The organism is Sporosarcina aquimarina, from assembly GCF_033253705.1.
In the GTDB taxonomy this organism is placed as follows: Bacteria; Bacillota; Bacilli; order Bacillales_A; family Planococcaceae; genus Sporosarcina; species Sporosarcina aquimarina.
Genome location: NZ_JAUBDH010000006.1, coordinates 38053 through 55702 on the forward strand (window position 1 = coordinate 38053; position 17650 = coordinate 55702).

Consider the following 17650-nt stretch of genomic DNA (forward strand, 5'->3'; position numbering starts at 1 on the left):
TTCCACCCTTATCCAGAAACAGGTTACTTCAATTGAAAGAAGGGTAGAAGACCTAAACATGATGATTAAAGGAGTCTTGTAGAATGATGAACGTATTTGTATTAGGCGGAACCGGTTTGTTAGGAATGGCAACGATTAAAGAGTTGCTAAGTAAAGGATATGGAGTTTCTACAATTGCGAGGAACAAAGAAGTGATGGACGATGTGATGCCAGAACAAGTAAAAGAGCGATTCATAGGAGATATAAATGAGTTGACTGACGAGCAGGTACTGGATTTGTTAAATGGAAAAGATGTATTTGTCTATGCAGCCGGGCTCGATGAACGGACACTTCCTGAAGCACCTGCGGTAAGGTTTTACTATGTAAAGAATGTATTGCCAACTCAGCGTCTCGCTCGACTTGCACGTCAAGCAGGTATGAAGAAGTTTGTGATCTTTGGTTCGTATCATGCAGAAACAGCTAGTATGTGGCCGGATTTAGCGATGTACGAACAACCTTATGTGAAAACTAGATTGATGCAAGAAGAGATTGCCTTTATGGAAGGTGAAGGTGAGATGGATGTCATGTCACTTCGTTTACCTTATATATTTGGCACCATGCCGAATCGAACACCCCTTTGGAAAAGCTTCTACCCCAGAATTCAAGGTCAAGAACACGTTGAAATACCTGAGGGTGCTACTGCGATGGTCACGACGAAACAGGTGGCGGAAGCTGCGGTCGGGGCATTGGAGAATGGACAACATCGTACCACTTATGCGATTTCAGGAATTAATATGAAATACAAAGAGTTTTACGAAATGATTGCTGAGAGTCTCGGGCAACAGGAAACAGTAATTGAAACCGCTTCTTTAGGGAAGTTGAAGCCATCTGCTGAAAAGACGGATGAAACAGTGGCTGCCCAAGGAAAAGAGTTCGCGATCCATATGGAAAAACAGATTGAAATGCAAGACCGTGATGCTTTTATCGACCCGGAAGAAACGATGTCACTTTTACAGTACAAAGAAGATGACGTGCGAGCTGAAATTACAAATACCTTGGAAGTTTGTGCGCAGGAAGTTCAAAAAGGTGAAAAGATTTACTAAAACGGGTGTGTCCAAAACTGTTTGGGGTAATTAAATAATAAGAATACTTATTTGGGTATTGAAATCCAATTTTGGTCTGATAGAATCGATGGTATTACTTTAGGTTGTAACAACTAACAATCGATCCAGAGGAGGGCGATTATGAATATTGCGGTAGCGGTGGATGGCTCAGAGAGTGCAGTGCGTGCCACGCAACACGCACTAATGCTCGTTAAGTATTTGCCAGAGGCACACTTGGAAATTATTTTTGTGACCGATCTTAATAAGGTGGAAGATGAACGACTTCTTACTCAAAGTCCTAAAAACATGTCTGTTTATCAACGGGAAAACGTCCAGCCTATTGTAAAACTGGCAAGGGAATCTAACGTTGAGCCTAAAGTCACGCTACTGAAAGGGCAAGCGGGTCCGACGATTATCAAATATGTGAATGCAAATGAAGTGGATCAGCTTATAGTAGGAAGCCGCGGCTTGAATGCTTTCAAAGGTCTCGTGTTTGGGAGCGTCAGTGAAAAAGTTGTAAAACGTATGACGTGTCCTGTGACGATTGTAAAATAATCATTAATTTAATAGGAAATAATAGCTGCCCGTCATTTGCTGATTTTTCAGCAGTGACGGGTTTTTATATTTTACAAAATGAGCACTCTTCTAGTTTTTACCACTTCATTTGTTAAACTATTATAAAGTCTAACTAATTCTACACGCATATGTCGTAGACATGACAGGTTACTAAGAAAGTATCTGGAGGAATCATTATGAACAAGTTGTTTTCAAACAATGAGGTGAGTCGGGGATCGGCTGTTGTGGTCGGCGCTTCCCTGTCAGGATTAATGGCAGCAATAGCTCTCGCGGAAGAAGGCATGCAAGTGACGTTACTTGAAAAAGTGGGAAAGGGACACCGTTCTGGTGCAGGGCTTCAAGTCGATGCAGCGGGCTGGAATGCAACTGGCACCGAACGTTTACTTCGTAATCTGGCTTCAGGCGGCAAGCGATCGATTCAGCTCTGGTCATCTATCGAGTCGCGGTTACGCAGAGAAGCAGAAGCGACTTCTAAAATAAACTTAAGGTATGACACAAGGGTAAAGGAAGTTGGACAGGACGGTGAGGCAGCTTGGGTCGTGACTGATCAAAACGAAACAATCCGGGGAGATCTTGTGATTGGTGCAGATGGACATCATAGTTTAGTGCGCCGGTTTGTAGCACCTGACAATGCTGAAGCAAAGTTTGCTGGGTATATGGTGTGGATTGCATCTACTAATGAAGGGGAGCTGCCGAAATTGTTACGGCCCGGTCAAAAACACCCCGAAGTGACGATGCTGGGCAGTGATAGCGGTTTCTTGTTTGGATCGATTATTGATGCGGGTGAAGGGGTAGTAAATCGACGTATTGGGTGTACATGGTACGACAATTCAAGAAATGAGCTACTGCGTAATTTAGGATGTGTGAAAGGAGATGTGGTTCAGCATTCGTTGAATGGACAGGACATTCCTGTGGAGACGATTGATGAACTCATTATGCATGTTACAGCAAGGTGGGAGGAACCGTGGAAGTCCGCAATGCTGCATGCCTTGCATAATCGGACGCTTACTGGAACGCCTATTAAGGAATACGTTCCCAATCGCCTAGTACGCGGCCGTATTGCATTAATCGGTGACGCCGCCCACGTTCCTGCGCCTATTACAGCCAGTGGGTTCAATGCCTCTTTAGAAGATGCTGTTGAATTGGGCAAGTGTGTTTCGAAAGGAATACAAGGAGAATCGGCTGAGAAAGTATTAGTACAGTATGAAAAGGCTCGACTCGGCAGTGTACGAAGAATGGTGCAGTCTGGAAAGATGTACAGCACGTCCTTTGGTCTTTCTGGAGAATAAGAGATACAACTAAGCGCTTCAAAAAAAGCCTGTGTACAAAACCAAGGAATTGGTTTTGACACAGGCTTATCTATTAAATGGATGCTTCGTAAATTGATTTTACTGCTTTTTCTAGTTCGTTATTGAATTCATCGTCTGATTGGTTCGCATTCAAGTCTTGGCTAAGGGCTCTAGAGAAACTTGCTATCAATCCGTCATTCTCTTTTAGTTTTTCGTTCGCAACATCTGTTGAGTATCCGCCAGATAACGCAACAACACGTACAACTCTTGGATGATCGATCAATTCCTTATAAAGGTTCGTCTCTGTTGGGATGGTTACTTTCAGCATAACGTTTTGGCTTTCATCCAGCTGATCCAAATGTTTATGCAGTTCGGTTTTTAACATTGCTTCACAAGCTTTTTTGTCTACGCTGTTAATATCTACTTCAGGCTCGATAATAGGAACAAGCCCGGCCGCGATAATTTGTTTACCTACTTCGAATTGCTGATCAACGACAGCTTTGATACCTGCTTCATTTGGTTCTTTAATGACAGAACGCATTTTAGTTCCAAAAATATGCCGCTCATTTGCGCGCTTTAACGTGTCTTCCAAATCTGTAATTGGTTTCATTAACTGGACGCCGTTTTCTTCATCAGCAAGTCCTTTGTCGATTTTAAGGAAAGGGGCGATGCCTTTCTTTTCTGCTAAATAATCGGCAGTGTACATTCCTTCAATTTCACGATCCATTGTTTGTTCAAACAGAATCGCTCCAAGAATGTGGTCCGAGTTAAACGCAGGAGATGTAATAATACGGGTTCTCATGTCGTGCACTAAAGTAAACATTTCGTCTTCGTTCGTATACGCATCTTCATTCACACCGTAAGCTGCTAATGCTTTTGGGGTACTGCCACCGCTTTGGTCCAATGCTGCGATGAAACCTTTACCGTTTTTCACTTTGTCGAATTGTTTTTCATTCATTCCATTCACTCCTCATTCATAGTAGTATTTTTTAAAATAATCACCTAGATAGAGATTGACGGAAATTCGTCACGATATGACTTAGTTTATCATGAATAGGGTTCATCAAGCCATTAAACAGAATAAGCATACGACTAATTTACTTGTACTTGCTAATCCGTTCTTTTGTTTGTATTCAAACTTTTAACGCTACGCAGGCTTAAGTCCACCTATAGAAAAAAAGAGCTGTAATCGAGAGACTGACCGTTCCTAGCGCAATCCAAAGTATAGCGGCAGGATTCCAGTCAATAACCGTTGCGCTAACACCAACTCCTACAATGAAAGACAAAATGATGATAAACAAATGGAGCATCTCCGCTTTTGCCTCTGCATCTTTATAGAAGATGATTCTATACAAATCATTCATCATATTTCTCGCATTACCAGTCATGATTCCAGTATTGACCGGTGTGGATCGAAACCTCCGGAATGTCGTTAACGCATACCCAGAGAGAATGCCCAATGTAAATACCATGACGTTCAATTGTATCTGAGCTTGGAACATTGCTAATATTAGAAGCAGAATCGCTTGTACATATAGGAATAAACGATATCTGCGAAGGCCAGACTTATTTAAGCGAGCCAAAAGAAACTCTCCTAAAAATGCTCCTACTAAGAAGCCTAGAAAAGACATGACATTGGCGAACGCTTCATATCCACTGCCTGTAACCAATTTAATGCCGTAAGTTACCATATTTCCAGTTTGCGCACTCACGAACACATGATCTAGTTGTAGAAATGTATAGGCATCTATGAATCCCATTAAGAATGCAGAGATGACGGTTAAAACACTTGTGATGCGCTCTGTATGCAGTTGGTCTCTATCCATGTAAAGCCCCTTTCTAAACGTCGCTGTCTTACAGAAAGATGGACAGTGTTTAAATACCCTAATTTGAGTGGTATATCCTCAGAAGCATGAAAGTTTCGTTCAAGTGAGTCCTATCTGCAATATTAATTTGATAAAAAAGTAAACAAAAGTAGATTTATAATCGGAAAAATATAACAATAGATTGATCATTATGGAATATAAAACCATAAATTTAAAATATATGAATATACAACGTGAATCTCGTCTATACTTCATGAGAATCTTAGATTGTCCATATTCAATGGTTTGTGTTATATTTTTGGAATAAATTGAATACTGGTTATGTCAACCAATTAATGGGTTATTGTAAAAGACAGATGGGGAGGTATAAAAATGACAAAACAAGAACCAAAAAACAGTTCAACGGAGCATGCTCAGCATGAACAGGATCTGAGCCGGCGCAAGTTTCTGAAAAACTCAGGATTAGTAGCGGGAGGACTCGTAGGAGGAGGATTATTTGGCGGGCTGCTCACCAAAGGGTTTGACTCGAAAGAAGAAAAAGCAATTGTAGATAAAAAAGAACAGGCCGTTGACGTGCAGGAAGCGAGACAATTTTTCACGCGTCATCAAGACTATCTCGTACTTATGGCAGCAACTGAACAAATTTACCCGGAGGACGAGCATGGTGCAGGGGCTATCAAATTAGGTGTTCCGAATTACATCGATAAGCAATTAGCCGGCCGATGGGGTATCAATGGCAGAGACTATAGAAGCGGACCATATACATCTGACTTGAAGACATATGATTTGCCCGCAGGTCCAGCGGGTGAACAATCCATTTTGGATCGCGGCGATATATTTTTACAAGGTCTGCGGAAAATGGATGAAGAGAGCCAAAAGCGATTCGATACAACCTTTGACAAAGCGGCGGAAGACCAGCAAATTGAAATCTTGCAAGACTTCCAGGATGGAAAAGTGAAAATGAACGGACTTCCATCTTCCCAATTTTTTGCGCTTTTACTCCAATCGACTTTAGAAGGTGCTTATTCTGATCCTCTCTACGGCGGCAACAAAAACATGGAAGGCTGGAAGATGAAAGAATTCCCTGGCGCACAAGCTTCTTATGCAGGGTATATCGAGCAGGACGAATTTAAAAAATTGGATCCAGTTAGTTTAAGAGATTACCAAGGACACTAATTTTATAAAGCGAGAGGAGGAAGTAGCATGGTCAAAAAGTTACCTAAAGTAGATGCGGTTATCGTAGGATCGGGTTGGGCAGGCGGGATTGCTGCTGCGGAATTGACAAAAGCCGGACATAATGTTGTGATTCTGGAACGTGGCCGCGACAAAAAACACGAAGATTTTGTTGGGACAAAAGATGAATTACGCTATTCAAAACGCTATGACTTAATGCAAGATCTCAATAAAGAAACGATTACTTCCCGAAACTCGATGGACAAAGAAGCACTGCCTGTACGAAACAATGCGCAGGCACGACTTGGAAATAATACCGGGGGTGCCGGTGTGCACTGGAACGGGATGACATTCCGCTGGCTCCCGTATGATTTTGAAATTTATAGTAAAACAGTTGAACGTTATGGAAAAGAAAAAATTCCAAAAAACTCCACAATGCAAGACTGGGGCATCACGTATGATGAACTGGAACCTTACTATGATACGTATGAGAAAACAGCAGGCATATCGGGTGAAGAGAATCCAATCGGACCACCGCGTTCGGATAAGTATCCGACTCCGCCAATGAAAGATACTCCGAACATCCGTCTGTTCAAAAAAGCGACAACGGATTTAGGGTACCACCCTTACCACATGCCATCTGCGAATCTATCACAGACATACACAAATCCAGATGGAGAGACAATCAATGGATGTGTATACTGTGCGTTTTGTGAAGAGTATGGATGTGACTTTGGTGCAAAAGCCGATCCGATTGGAACTGTTCTCAAAACCGCAACAAAAACCGGAAAGCTTGAACTGCGTAACGAAGCAAACGTGACGAGAGTGAGCCATAATGGTAAGCGGGCAACTGGATTGGTCTATACGGATACCACCACTGGACAAGAGTTTGAACAGCCGGTTGATATTGTTGTACTGGCAGGTTTCGTATTCACAAACACTAAACTGCTGCTCGTCTCAAAAATTGGTGAACCTTATAATCCGAAGACAGGACAAGGAATCATTGGTAAAAACTTCACTGGACATTTCAATAACTTATCCACCTATATTGGCGCGCGCGGTTTCTTTGAAGACAAGAAATTCAACAACTTCATGGGAACAGGAGCGTTAGGCGCAACAATCGATGATTTTAGCGGAGATAACGAAGATCACACTGATCTCAATTACCTTCATGGGTATGAAGTTCATTACGGTCAGCTAGGAACACGTCCGATTGCAAATTACCAAGTACCTGAAGGGACACCGCTTTGGGGGAAAGAATTCAAGAAACAATCTTTGAAGTATTTCAACCGTAATTTGTTCATTACTGCCCAAAGTGGATTTTTACCTAACAAAACGACATACATGGATTTGGATCCAAAATATAAGGATGCATTAGGCAATCCCCTTCTCCGAGTGACTGTTACGTATGATAAGCAGGATATTGAACGGGCTAAAGCGGGTGTGGCACGATGCGCAGAAATCATGAAAGAAATGGGCGCGGATACGATGAACGTGGACGTTGTTCAGGACGATACCGCATTCGACCATAAGTTTTACACCGATCACTTCTTCGGGGGTGCAATTATGGGGGAAAGTCCTGACAATTCTGCAGTGAATACGTATTCTCAAATGTGGGATATGGAGAATCTGTTTGTAGTGGGCGGATCCTCCTTCCCTCATAACAGTAACTATAATCCAACTGGAACTATTGGGGCATTTGCGTATCGCGCAGCAGAAGGCATGAACAAGTATTTAAAGTCAGGCGGCCTGCTGACACAAGCTGAACTTAAAGATAATGCATAAAGGGTTAGAAAATACCTTCTTGTGATTAAATCATAAAACACTTTCGAAATGATACAATACATGTATCGAATTCGGAAGTGTTTTTTGTGTGTGAAAACGAATTGAAAGAAGGTCCAAAACGAAATTCCCACACGTATAAAAACGCGCGGGAATCTATTTACGGGTGACGATAGTTAAGCACTCAGTTTCTCGTGAATAAGGTCTACGATTTCCTGCCGATGTGCGACTTCTCCAGGCGCCACTACAAAGTTATGCGCTGCACCATTTGAAAGTTTTACAGCGAGACCGTTCGGCACAATGCCTAGCATCTTCGACTTATCAAAGTCAATGATGTCGTGAATGTTGAAAGATACCTCGCCTCTTTGAAGATTAAAGGAATGAGGAATAAATATAAATCGTTCGTTCGTGATGGTTAAGGTACCACCTACATATTCAATCCCTTTACGTAAGTTTGCGGACAGCTTATACTCTACTGTTTCTCCGTCATGAAGTTCCATAACGTTAACTCCTCCTTTTAAAAAGTTCAGTGTCGCAGGTTGCTAGTCAACAGATAGTCCTTGTCAGTGATTTCCCTTTCTATATAGGACTAAACAAGAATGACCGCCGTCAGTTAAATCACTAGTGAACTTGTTCTATCGTTTTACTAGTTGACCTGTAAAAGGAGTTATCCCATTTCGAAAAACTAGTCGCACAGAACAAAAGACAGTTAGAGGGTAAGGATGGGGATGAAAAAAATGAAACTAATTCCGAAGAAATCCGTAAATAAAGGTATAGGAATCAGTCAGGAGGTCAATTATTATGAAGGTTTTATATGCCTTTCTCTCAAGAATCGTATACATGTTTTATATAATGGCAGGAGGATACACAGTTTTCATTATTAGCATTGGTCCAAGAATGAAGGATTTCATCTTTCCTGCAGTTCTGGTAGTCCTGGCATTACTGTGTTCCCTGTGGCTAAAATCATTGGAACGCAAGATTATTGCAAAAGAAATGAATAAGTTTACTATCTAGCCGGAAAAGATAGATTAAGAATAAAAGAGGAGTTTTAAGTATGAAAGTTATGTTAGAAAGTTTGTATGACTTACTGCCTAGACTCGTGTTAGTGTTCTATTTAATGGCCGCTGGGCTAGCCATTTTCATGTTATTGCAAGCTCCGACAATTGAAAATTTCATGTATCCGATAGTTTTGGCTGTTATTGCATTCGCTGCCTCGCGTTTACACAGAGTCATTGCGCGGAAGCTAATTATGGACGAGATCGACAGTTGGGAGGATCGCTAGAATGGATTCTTCCTTCCGAAAATGACAAGAATACTCTTGAAAAAGCCCATTAACTGCATATAAAAACAGCTTCTAATAGGAGAGAAGCTGTTTTAAGTGTTATTTTGCTGGAGTCAGCACTGTCCGCTGAAGAGGGACTCCGCCCATCGCGACATTGTGCTGTTTCACTACGTACCGTTTCCCGTTAATGATATAGTATCCATTGCCTTCGTAATCTACAGTTTTCCCTTGTTTTTTCAACTCTTGTTTTACCGCCTCGGCTTGTTTAGTGAGGTTGGTATACCGTTCATTTAAATCAAGCGTGATATTCCCCTTACGATACCCCATAAGGATATTGAACCCCAGTAACACAACAGCAAGAATTGCGATAGTAACTAGAAAGCTAACCATCTCACTCACTCCTTATTATCTAGGATTCCTCTTTCGAACGAATCCAAACGTAGAATTTTCTGACACCGTCCTAATCTATAGTATAATACAGATATTTACAGAAAGGTAGTGTAGTTATGAAAAGATACGTCAAACTATACCTACTATTTCATCGAAAGCCAGGGGAAGGTTAAGCAGGAAATCGATTATCGGAAGAGGAGCTGTGAAACCCCGCTGTTTGGAAACTTTACAAATATTTTAATTTAAAATACCGCAGTTGCGGCACATCAGAGAACAATATGAAGATAGCGCTGGGATTATGATTGTATCTAGTATTCATCAACATGAACTGCCGATAATGAGAGTCAATGAAGAAATCATTCAGTTTTGTTATGGAACTGGTGCGACGATTGAAGTAGATATTTACAGTGGAGAAAAGGAAGTTTAGAAGACAGTATTGAAAAAGCCGTATTCCAAAGTTTTGAACTTGGAATACGGCTTTTAAATTGAATTATTTAAGCGATGAAATTGCTTCTTTTACTGGTGTATCGCCTGCAATTACTTGGAATTCCTTGCCGATTGTCGAATTGTCTTCTAAGCAGGCAAGGAGCACTTGAGCAATGTCATCCCGAGGTACTTTGTTTGCTTCCACTTTCTCAGCTGCTTCGATTTTACCCGTTGCGTCATCGTTCGTTAACATCCCTGGGTGAACGATTGTATAATCCAGATCCGTTCGGCGAAGCCAGTCGTCTGCATAATGTTTCGCAGCGACATAAGGAGCGAATGATGAATCCGCCTCTTGGATTGCTTCACGAGAAGTATCATACGAACTGATTAAAACGAAACGCTTTACGTTCGCTTGTTTTGCAGCTTCTATGGACTTCACTGCGCCATCCAAGTCAATAAGCATCGTTTTGTCAGGACCCGTTTTCGGTCCGGATCCGGCAGCAAAAACAATCGCATCTGCGCCTTCAGCAGCTTCTGCAATTTTCTTCGTGTCGTCTTCCAAATCTACTAGAACCGTTTCGGCTCCTAACTCTTCAAAATAAGAAGCCTGTTCTTGTTTCCGTATCATCGCTTTAGCTGTTAGCGAATCACTCTTCTGAATTAACGAGACCAGTTCTTTACCGATTTGTCCGTTTGCTCCTATAACTAATACTTTCACACTATCCAACCTTTCTTTCGTTCACGTATTTAATATCTTCATAATCTTTGGCAGAGATGAAGAAATTATATCTATATAATCTATACCCTAATGACAGTACAACTAATCTTTTTCTTAAACAGAGGAGTGGGGAGCAGCTGGAAAGTCCAACTCCTCAGCCTATCTCTTAGATTTTGCAAATCATTAAAAATCCCCTTCATTGCCCACGAGCAAAAGAAGGGGATTGGTGTATGCAATTACTGGATTGCTGGAGTTTCATTCACATGATATCGGCCTTTAGGAATAGTGAAAGGTGATCCTGAGATTGGGTCTTTAATGACCATACAATCCAGTCCGAAAATATCTAAAATGGACTCTGCCGTTATCACTTCTTCTGGATTGCCTTCATAGAGAAGTCTGCCAGACTTAAGTGCGAAAATGTAATCTGCATAGCGAGCCGATAAATTGATGTCGTGAAGTACCATGACAATCGTTGTTCCATGCTTCCGATTTAGATCAGTCAGCAAATCGAGAATTTCGACCTGATACGTGATATCCAAGAAAGTAGTAGGTTCATCGAGAAACAGGATATCTGTTTGTTGTGCAAGTGCCATGGCAATCCACACACGCTGTCGTTGTCCGCCCGAGAGCTCATCAATGTTGCGGTTTGCAAGTTCGGTAATGTCCATGATTTCCATTGCTTCTGCAACGGCTTCATAGTCCTTTGTTGTCCATCCGCTAAGCAATGATTGGTGAGGGTAACGCCCGCGGCCGACTAAATCCGCAACCGTTATGCCTTCCGGGACAATGGGGGATTGCGGAAGCATCCCAAGGACACGTGCCAATTGCTTCGAAGGCATCTTGCTGATGGGTTCGTTATCCAGCAGTACTGCACCGCCGGAAGGCTTGATAAGTCTTGCCATGGTTTTCAGAAGAGTAGACTTCCCACAAGCATTGGAGCCGATGATGACACTGATTTTGTTGCTTGGGATTTCCAAGCTGATTCCGTGAAGAATGGTTTTATGGTCATAGCCTGCTTGAAGCTGATCCGCTTGGAAACGGTGTATAGGTTTCATCATAATTCCCCCTTTCGATTCATGCGGATGAGCAGGTAAATCAGATAAGGAGCACCTAAAATCCCTGTGATGATGCCTGCGGGGTATCGTACGGTAAACGCAAACTGTCCAATAAGATCTGCCGCTAATACCAAGTTCACACCGACAAGTCCGCCGGGAATGACACTGGAAAATCCGGAGCCGACCAATCGTTTTGCGATAGGACCCGATAGGAATGCAACAAATGCAATGGGGCCAGTCATCGCTGTAGCGATTGAAATCATAATGACTGAACTGAGGATGAGCAGCACGCGAGTCATATTTGTTCGGACGCCTAGAGAAGTGGCTGCCTGTTCACCCAATTCCAAGATGTTCAATTGCTTGCTGAGAAGCAGCACAACCGGCGTCAAAATAAGAACTGAGATGAAAAGAGGAGGCAGCTGATCCATTTTAGATCCGTTCAGGCTTCCGCTTAACCAGCGGAATGCAGCTGGCAAATCCTGCTCTGCTCCAATCAGCAGCAGGTATGAAATCATCGCATCAAGCATCGCTTGAATCCCGATTCCGACCAGAATCAGCCGGCCGATTGAAAATGATTTCCCTCTAGATAAAAGATAGATAATCAGGACTGTAACAAGGCCGGCAGCTACTGACACAGCAGAAACGATCGCACCACTAGTGTGCAGAATCACTATACAGAAAACTGCTGCTGCACTGGACCCTGATGTGATCCCAATCACATTCGGGTTAGCAAGGGGATTGCGCAGCATTGTCTGGAAAACGGTGCCTCCAAGTCCGAAAGCAAAGCCCGCGAATAAGCCGGCAAGCATACGGGGCAGCCGGATTGTCGATACAGCGAACGAAGCCCCTGAAATCTGTTCACCTGACAAAGCGCGTACTACTACTCCAACCGGATAAATCGTATTTCCAAGCATTAGCATAGCTCCGCACAGCAGAATTGCCAGGGCGGCAAGGCTGCCTGTTACGAGACGGAAGCGTAGCTGTCTTTTCTTTCTTCCTGTTTGTATGAACTTCAAAGATTCACTTTTCATAATGACCGCACTTTCGATTTCATAGCTAATAGAATTAGGAGCGGAGCGCCGATGAACGCTGTTATGACACCGACCTCCAACTCACCTGGACTTCCTAGCAGCCGGCCTGCAACGTCTGAAAAGGTGAGGATAATGGCACCGGCCAAGGCGGACATCGGAATTACAAACCGAAGATCCGGGCCGAGAATGAGCCGCATGACGTGAGTCGCGAGCAGCCCGATGAAACCGATAGGTCCTGCAAGTGCAGTCGCTGCCCCGCACAGCAAAACTGCACCAAGCGCCGCAATCACTCGAAGAAACCCTGTTCGTACACCGAGGCTGGTCGCTACGTCATCACCAAGAGCCAGTGCATTCAATGCCGGGCCTGAAATGATGGCGAGAAACAACCCGACAATCAAAAAAGGAGCGAAAGTGGAAACTGCGCTCCATGAACCGGACCCGACACTTCCGACTTGCCAAAAGCGGAATTGGTCCATGACGTTAGATCTCGGAATCAGGATCGCTAAAACGAGCGAAGACAGGGCCGCACTGGTGGCGGCTCCTGCCAGGACTAACTTTATAGGGGTGGCCCCGCTTCTTCCGAGAGAACCAATACCAAAAACAAACGCCGCTGTTATCGCAGCCCCAGCAAGCGCAAGCCAGATATATTGGCTTGCAGTGCTGATGTGCAGAAAGGCGATTCCGCAGACAACGAATAGAGAAGCGCCCGTGTTAACGCCCAGTATACTCGGGTCAGCTATCGGGTTTCGAGTGACAGATTGCATGAGGGCACCGGATACTCCTAAGGCCGCTCCACAGAATAAGCTGAACACAGTCCTGGATACTCGTTTCCGGACAACATCCGCTCCGTAAGAGTGAACTTCAGGATGGAACAAACCATCCATGATTTCCTGAAGGCCGACTGATCGTGATCCGTAGGCTAAGGAGGCGATAGAGCTTAATGCAATCAGAACAAGGCTGCCTGCTAATACGACCCAAAAGTATTTAGGGAAGTGGAAATTGAGCGGTTTTTGCTTTGCAATGACTGGATTAGTCATTGACCTTATCCGCGGCGTCCCCTAATAATTTCACATACTCATCGAGAGTGTACGAGATGGATAGGGGATTCGGATTACCAGATGCTGCAAGTGGCGTATTATCTCCGATGAATACGACAGAACCGCGTTCAATCGCAGGAATCTTACCAAACAACGGATCTGCTTTTACAGCTTTGTACAGCTCATCATTGCCATATCCCACGATGATATCCGCATCGTTCAAAAGATCTGCGTTCTCTGCACTGAATTCAAATGAGTAGCTCGCAGGATCAGTGATTTCATCTGTGATGCTCTTAGGATACTCCATACCAAGTTCGTTCAGGAACGCACCGCGGGGGTCAGCTGGTGTGTACAGGTGCAGTTTTGACATATCTTGTGCAGAGAAGTTGACCCAAGCAACTTTCTTCCCTTCAAGCTGTGGATATTGTTCCGCTGCTTTTTTAACTTCCTCTTCCGTGTCTTTTATCAACTGTTCCCCTTCAGCTTTCATACCCATTGCTTCAGAATTCAACAGGACTTGTTCACGCCACGTTGTCGCCCATGGCTTGTCCGGGTATGCAACGACAGGAGCGATTTCACTGAGAGTATCGTAGTCTTCTTGTGTAATTCCTGAGTAGGCTGCAAGAATGACATCCGGCTTAGAATCAGAAATGGCTTCAAAGTCAAGACCGTCCGTATCCTGATAGATATTCGGCTCAGATTCACCAAGTTCTTTCACTTTCTCAGCAGTCCATGGCAGCATGCCGCTGTCATCTTGCACACCGTAATTGGCAGCAGAGAAACCTACAGGGACAACGCCTAACGCAAGAGCGACGTCGTGATTCGCCCATTGCACAGTAGCTACACGTTCCGGTTTGCTGTCAATGACAGTTTCTCCGAAAGCGTGCTGGATAGTGATTGGGTATTCTCCTTTTTCTGAAGCAGATGAATCTGTTGAATTTGTATCGTTATCAGATGATGCATTTTCACCGGATTTAGAATCTGAAGATTTATCTCCAGAACAAGCTGCGAGCATGAGCATTACTAGAGCTGAAATGAGTAAAGCGGTGATTGAGAGTTTGCGTTTTGAATGCATGATTGTACCTTCCTTTTCTGGTCTGATATTTGGGTTTGCATGATAGTCATGTAGAACTTATGGCCTCCTAAACTAACTGATAATGATTATCATTCTCTTTAATTTAAAATAATTTCAAGGTATTGTCAATGAAAAATTGAAAGCGTTTTAAATAATTCTTTATACATAGTCAGCGAATTGTATAAATTCATGGAGCTTACTAATTCGTTTCCAGATTATAGAGTGGTATAGTTGTCACAATGAATTAGACTACAGAAAAAGGAGAGAACACACATGAAAATTGAAATTTGGTCGGATTTTGTATGCCCATTTTGTTATATCGGAAAGCGCAAATTGGAACAGGCTTTGGATGAAATCAAAGGAAAAGATCGCATTGAAATCGAGTTCAAAAGCTACCAATTGGATCCGGATACTCCGAAATATAACGGGCAGGACTTCTATGAAAGTATGGGGGCTAAGTTTGGCGGAGCTGGGAAAGCGAAACAGATGATGGTTTCAATCACCGATCAAGCAAAAGAAGTTGGACTCGAATTCAATTTTGATACGATGAAACCGACAAATACGTTTGATGCACATCGCATGACGAAGTTTGCAAAAGTGCATGGTAAAGACGCTGGATTAGCGGAGAAATTGCTCTATGCTAATTTCACACAATCCAAGGACGTAGGTAACGAAGAAGTTTTAGTCGAACTTGCGGTAGAAGCAGGTTTACCCAAAGAAGAAGCATTAGCTGTTGCGAGTAACCCGGAAGCTTATGCAGATGAGGTACGGGCAGACATTGAAGAAGCGAAACAGCTAGGTGTCACAGGCGTTCCATTCTTCGTGTTCAATCGGAAGTATGCGATTTCAGGTGCACAGCCTAAAGAAGCATTTGTGCAGGCATTGGAGAAAGTCCTGGAAGAAGAAAAGCCAGTATCTGCTTTTGAAAACTTGTCGCCTGATAATGGGACAGATGCAACGTGTGCAGATGACAGCTGTGCGGTTCCATCTGATAAGAATGCAGAATAACGTTACAACTAATCTGGATACATGAAATGGTTCAGTAATTTTCGACGCCAAGTCTGTACATGATATAGTAGAGCAGTAAATAATAAAAGCGAGAAGGCGAATAAATGATTGAAGTAAAAACTTCCGAAATAAGTGATGGCGAGTTCAACAGAGGTGTATTTGCCACATGTGATATCGAAAAAGGTCAGTTGCTGCATGCAGCACCGATTATTTCTTATCCTAACGAGCAACATCAGTATATTGAAAAAACGATTCTGGGCGATTATGCTTTCGAATATGGAGTGAACCATTCCGCTATTCTTTTAGGATACGGCATGCTGTTTAACCATTCCTATGAACCAAATGCCTGGTATGATATCAATTTTGATGATCAGACGTTTGACTTCTTCGCACACAAAGCAATTGCAGCCGGCGAAGAAATTTTCATCAACTACAATGGTGAAGTGGACGATCAGGAGCAGTTGTGGTTCAACCAGGACTATGCGCCAGATGACGCTGAAGCATAAGCAGATAACAAATAGATTGTGAAAAGGCCATTCACACTATGTGTGTAGATGGCTTTTCTGCGTGCAAATGTAAAATGATAGTACACAAGTGATTTCCAAATGATGTATGATATGGATAAAAGATTTCTGAATTCTTTGTCCATGACGGAAGCTAACAGAAATGAGGAAGAATGGAATGTCTGAAAAACTGGGGTTAATCATGGTGCTTCTCCTTCTATTTGTATGTTCAGGCTGTTCTGTATGGAATGCTGTCAGAGGGTGTCCTGATGGAGAGATTGAGTGGATTGATTCGTTAAAGCTGAATGATATTTCGTATACAGGTGATTTCAATGGCGTGTCGACGGAAAGTTCTTTTGAAAAAGGTGACAAAGTGGGTGAAGTGAAGTACATGATGGCGGATCATGCGTGTTCCAATCACAAAGCGCGTAATGGAGATGCTGCCTTTTTACCAGTGGGTACAGAAGTGTATAAGGCGGCGGGGTATCGAACGGATTTCAGGGTGATTGCGGAGGATCGCGTGTTTCAAGTAAGAGAAAATAAGGCCGCTGGAACAATTGGAGAGTTGTATGACATTGAAGGAAAAGTGACGGGAATAAGTTTAGAGAGCGAGGTAGACAATTCACAAATCGCTGAGGTAACTGGAGAACAGACAAAGTCTTTTATAGAAGAGTATTTATCGTTGGATTACGTTGGATATGACAAGGTGATGGATGATGTTGAAGGGAATAATCGTGTGTTTTTGAGAATACATCTTCAGGACGGTTCCTCATTCTTGGAAAGCTATTGGCTTGATAAGAATGTTATTATAACAGGCGCTTATGGTACAGATCGGATGAAATCGATTATTGAAGAAGAGATGCGCCAGTAACGAACTTTTACAGCAGAAGAGGTGTTCTTGTGGAAGAAAAGTATGTCTGCACGTTCATCGCACAACCGCCATTTGATGAAATTGATATTGAGTGCAAGGGAGAAGGTCAAGAACTTCACTTCACCCTTGCGATCGGTTTTTTTTCTGTCCCTTCGTTTCTTTATCAGTTGTCCCGTTTATGGAAAGGGAAAACAGATACTGTTGAAATGGGTGGGTTTGGGAATGCTGTAAACTATTATTTTAAAATAGTAGATAGGCGTTTGCTTATTGAGGAAGAAAGACATTTTACTCATGATGAGAAGAGCCGACATTATGATTTCGATTTTGAATGCTTTGTGAAATCAGTGGACCAAGGCTTGAAAGATTTCATCAAAAAGCAAATGGCTCTGGGTGAATATCCGCTGAAAGTAAACTACAGTCCGCATTTGCTGGAACCTCAAAATATGAAGGAGTATGAGGAGTTTTCTTCACTTATCAATCGGAAAAGGACTATTCTTTAGAATTGGAAATGAAGTTAGTTGAAGAC

Annotated in this window: 21 protein-coding genes; 12 read left to right on the top strand and 9 right to left on the bottom strand. The window is 42.8% G+C overall.

What is annotated here, in order from left to right; translation table 11 throughout:
- Nucleotides 1-83 precede the first annotated feature (83 nt).
- The 3 genes from QT716_RS10825 (at nucleotide 84) to QT716_RS10835 (ending at nucleotide 2947) form a co-directional block, all read left to right on the top strand.
- Entirely contained in the window at nucleotides 84-1082 is a 999-nt protein-coding gene (locus tag QT716_RS10825) for an NAD-dependent epimerase/dehydratase family protein (protein WP_317936068.1), read from the top strand.
- A 141-nt stretch (nucleotides 1083-1223) separates the two neighbouring features.
- The gene (locus QT716_RS10830; RefSeq protein ID WP_317936069.1) at nucleotides 1224-1637 is read left to right on the top strand and encodes a universal stress protein; all 414 of its coding nucleotides are present in this window, start codon (nucleotides 1224-1226) and stop codon (nucleotides 1635-1637) included.
- Between the two features lie 197 nt (nucleotides 1638-1834).
- On the top strand, nucleotides 1835-2947 hold the full coding sequence (locus QT716_RS10835; RefSeq protein ID WP_317936070.1) for an FAD-dependent oxidoreductase: 1113 nt from the start codon (nucleotides 1835-1837) through the stop codon (nucleotides 2945-2947).
- Between the two features lie 73 nt (nucleotides 2948-3020).
- Here the strand turns inward: QT716_RS10835 and QT716_RS10840 are convergent, their stop codons facing one another.
- Nucleotides 3021-3905, bottom strand: a complete 885-nt coding sequence (locus QT716_RS10840) for a fructose bisphosphate aldolase (RefSeq protein WP_317936071.1) — start codon at nucleotides 3903-3905, stop codon at nucleotides 3021-3023.
- 199 nt (nucleotides 3906-4104) lie between these two features.
- The gene (locus QT716_RS10845; RefSeq protein WP_317936072.1) at nucleotides 4105-4773 is read right to left on the bottom strand and encodes a YoaK family protein; all 669 of its coding nucleotides are present in this window, start codon (nucleotides 4771-4773) and stop codon (nucleotides 4105-4107) included.
- A gap of 372 nt (nucleotides 4774-5145) precedes the next feature.
- Here QT716_RS10845 and QT716_RS10850 point away from each other — a divergent pair, with 372 nt between their 5' ends.
- Together QT716_RS10850 and QT716_RS10855 are read left to right on the top strand one after the other, a co-directional pair.
- Nucleotides 5146-5949 carry a gluconate 2-dehydrogenase subunit 3 family protein gene (locus tag QT716_RS10850; protein ID WP_317936073.1) on the top strand — a complete coding sequence of 268 codons (804 nt, stop codon included), beginning with the start codon at nucleotides 5146-5148 and terminating at the stop codon, nucleotides 5947-5949.
- 27 nt (nucleotides 5950-5976) lie between these two features.
- Nucleotides 5977-7731 (top strand): GMC family oxidoreductase, encoded by a 1755-nt coding sequence (locus QT716_RS10855; RefSeq protein WP_317936074.1) that lies wholly within the window; start codon nucleotides 5977-5979, stop codon nucleotides 7729-7731.
- Between the two features lie 173 nt (nucleotides 7732-7904).
- On the opposite strand, the gene QT716_RS10860 is transcribed toward QT716_RS10855, so the two are convergent.
- Nucleotides 7905-8228, bottom strand: coding sequence for a hypothetical protein (locus tag QT716_RS10860; RefSeq protein ID WP_317936075.1), 324 nt, complete (start codon nucleotides 8226-8228; stop codon nucleotides 7905-7907).
- A gap of 301 nt (nucleotides 8229-8529) precedes the next feature.
- Between QT716_RS10860 and QT716_RS10865 the strand changes: the two genes are divergently transcribed.
- Together QT716_RS10865 and QT716_RS10870 are read left to right on the top strand one after the other, a co-directional pair.
- Nucleotides 8530-8742: a hypothetical protein gene (locus QT716_RS10865; protein WP_317936076.1), complete on the top strand. Its 213-nt coding sequence runs from the start codon at nucleotides 8530-8532 to the stop codon at nucleotides 8740-8742.
- A gap of 40 nt (nucleotides 8743-8782) precedes the next feature.
- Nucleotides 8783-9010: a hypothetical protein gene (locus QT716_RS10870; RefSeq protein WP_317936077.1), complete on the top strand. Its 228-nt coding sequence runs from the start codon at nucleotides 8783-8785 to the stop codon at nucleotides 9008-9010.
- 99 nt (nucleotides 9011-9109) lie between these two features.
- Here QT716_RS10870 and QT716_RS10875 read toward each other — a convergent pair whose 3' ends face one another.
- Nucleotides 9110-9400, bottom strand: coding sequence for a hypothetical protein (locus QT716_RS10875; RefSeq protein WP_317936078.1), 291 nt, complete (start codon nucleotides 9398-9400; stop codon nucleotides 9110-9112).
- A gap of 298 nt (nucleotides 9401-9698) precedes the next feature.
- Between QT716_RS10875 and QT716_RS10880 the strand changes: the two genes are divergently transcribed.
- The gene (locus QT716_RS10880; protein WP_317936079.1) at nucleotides 9699-9827 is read left to right on the top strand and encodes a hypothetical protein; all 129 of its coding nucleotides are present in this window, start codon (nucleotides 9699-9701) and stop codon (nucleotides 9825-9827) included.
- Between the two features lie 63 nt (nucleotides 9828-9890).
- Here the strand turns inward: QT716_RS10880 and QT716_RS10885 are convergent, their stop codons facing one another.
- The 5 genes from QT716_RS10885 to QT716_RS10905 all read right to left on the bottom strand — a co-directional run bounded on the left by QT716_RS10885 (nucleotide 9891) and on the right by QT716_RS10905 (nucleotide 14742).
- Nucleotides 9891-10544: an SDR family oxidoreductase gene (locus QT716_RS10885; protein ID WP_317936080.1), complete on the bottom strand. Its 654-nt coding sequence runs from the start codon at nucleotides 10542-10544 to the stop codon at nucleotides 9891-9893.
- A 236-nt stretch (nucleotides 10545-10780) separates the two neighbouring features.
- On the bottom strand, nucleotides 10781-11599 hold the full coding sequence (locus tag QT716_RS10890; protein ID WP_317936081.1) for an ABC transporter ATP-binding protein: 819 nt from the start codon (nucleotides 11597-11599) through the stop codon (nucleotides 10781-10783).
- Nucleotides 11599-12630, bottom strand: a complete 1032-nt coding sequence (locus tag QT716_RS10895) for a FecCD family ABC transporter permease (RefSeq protein ID WP_317936082.1) — start codon at nucleotides 12628-12630, stop codon at nucleotides 11599-11601. Before QT716_RS10895 ends, QT716_RS10890 begins: the two co-directional genes overlap by 1 nt.
- On the bottom strand, nucleotides 12627-13667 hold the full coding sequence (locus QT716_RS10900) for a FecCD family ABC transporter permease (protein ID WP_317936083.1): 1041 nt from the start codon (nucleotides 13665-13667) through the stop codon (nucleotides 12627-12629). The genes QT716_RS10895 and QT716_RS10900 overlap by 4 nt, the downstream gene beginning before the upstream one ends.
- Nucleotides 13660-14742 carry an iron-siderophore ABC transporter substrate-binding protein gene (locus tag QT716_RS10905; protein WP_317936084.1) on the bottom strand — a complete coding sequence of 361 codons (1083 nt, stop codon included), beginning with the start codon at nucleotides 14740-14742 and terminating at the stop codon, nucleotides 13660-13662. The genes QT716_RS10900 and QT716_RS10905 overlap by 8 nt, the downstream gene beginning before the upstream one ends.
- A gap of 273 nt (nucleotides 14743-15015) precedes the next feature.
- Between QT716_RS10905 and QT716_RS10910 the strand changes: the two genes are divergently transcribed.
- The 4 genes from QT716_RS10910 (at nucleotide 15016) to QT716_RS10925 (ending at nucleotide 17624) form a co-directional block, all read left to right on the top strand.
- Nucleotides 15016-15750, top strand: a complete 735-nt coding sequence (locus QT716_RS10910; protein ID WP_317936085.1) for a DsbA family oxidoreductase — start codon at nucleotides 15016-15018, stop codon at nucleotides 15748-15750.
- A 104-nt stretch (nucleotides 15751-15854) separates the two neighbouring features.
- Nucleotides 15855-16256: an SET domain-containing protein gene (locus QT716_RS10915; RefSeq protein WP_317936086.1), complete on the top strand. Its 402-nt coding sequence runs from the start codon at nucleotides 15855-15857 to the stop codon at nucleotides 16254-16256.
- A gap of 175 nt (nucleotides 16257-16431) precedes the next feature.
- On the top strand, nucleotides 16432-17124 hold the full coding sequence (locus tag QT716_RS10920) for a hypothetical protein (RefSeq protein ID WP_317936087.1): 693 nt from the start codon (nucleotides 16432-16434) through the stop codon (nucleotides 17122-17124).
- Between the two features lie 29 nt (nucleotides 17125-17153).
- A complete protein-coding gene (locus QT716_RS10925) occupies nucleotides 17154-17624 on the top strand; it encodes a hypothetical protein (RefSeq protein WP_317936088.1) in 471 nt (156 codons plus the stop codon).
- Nucleotides 17625-17650 lie beyond the last annotated feature (26 nt).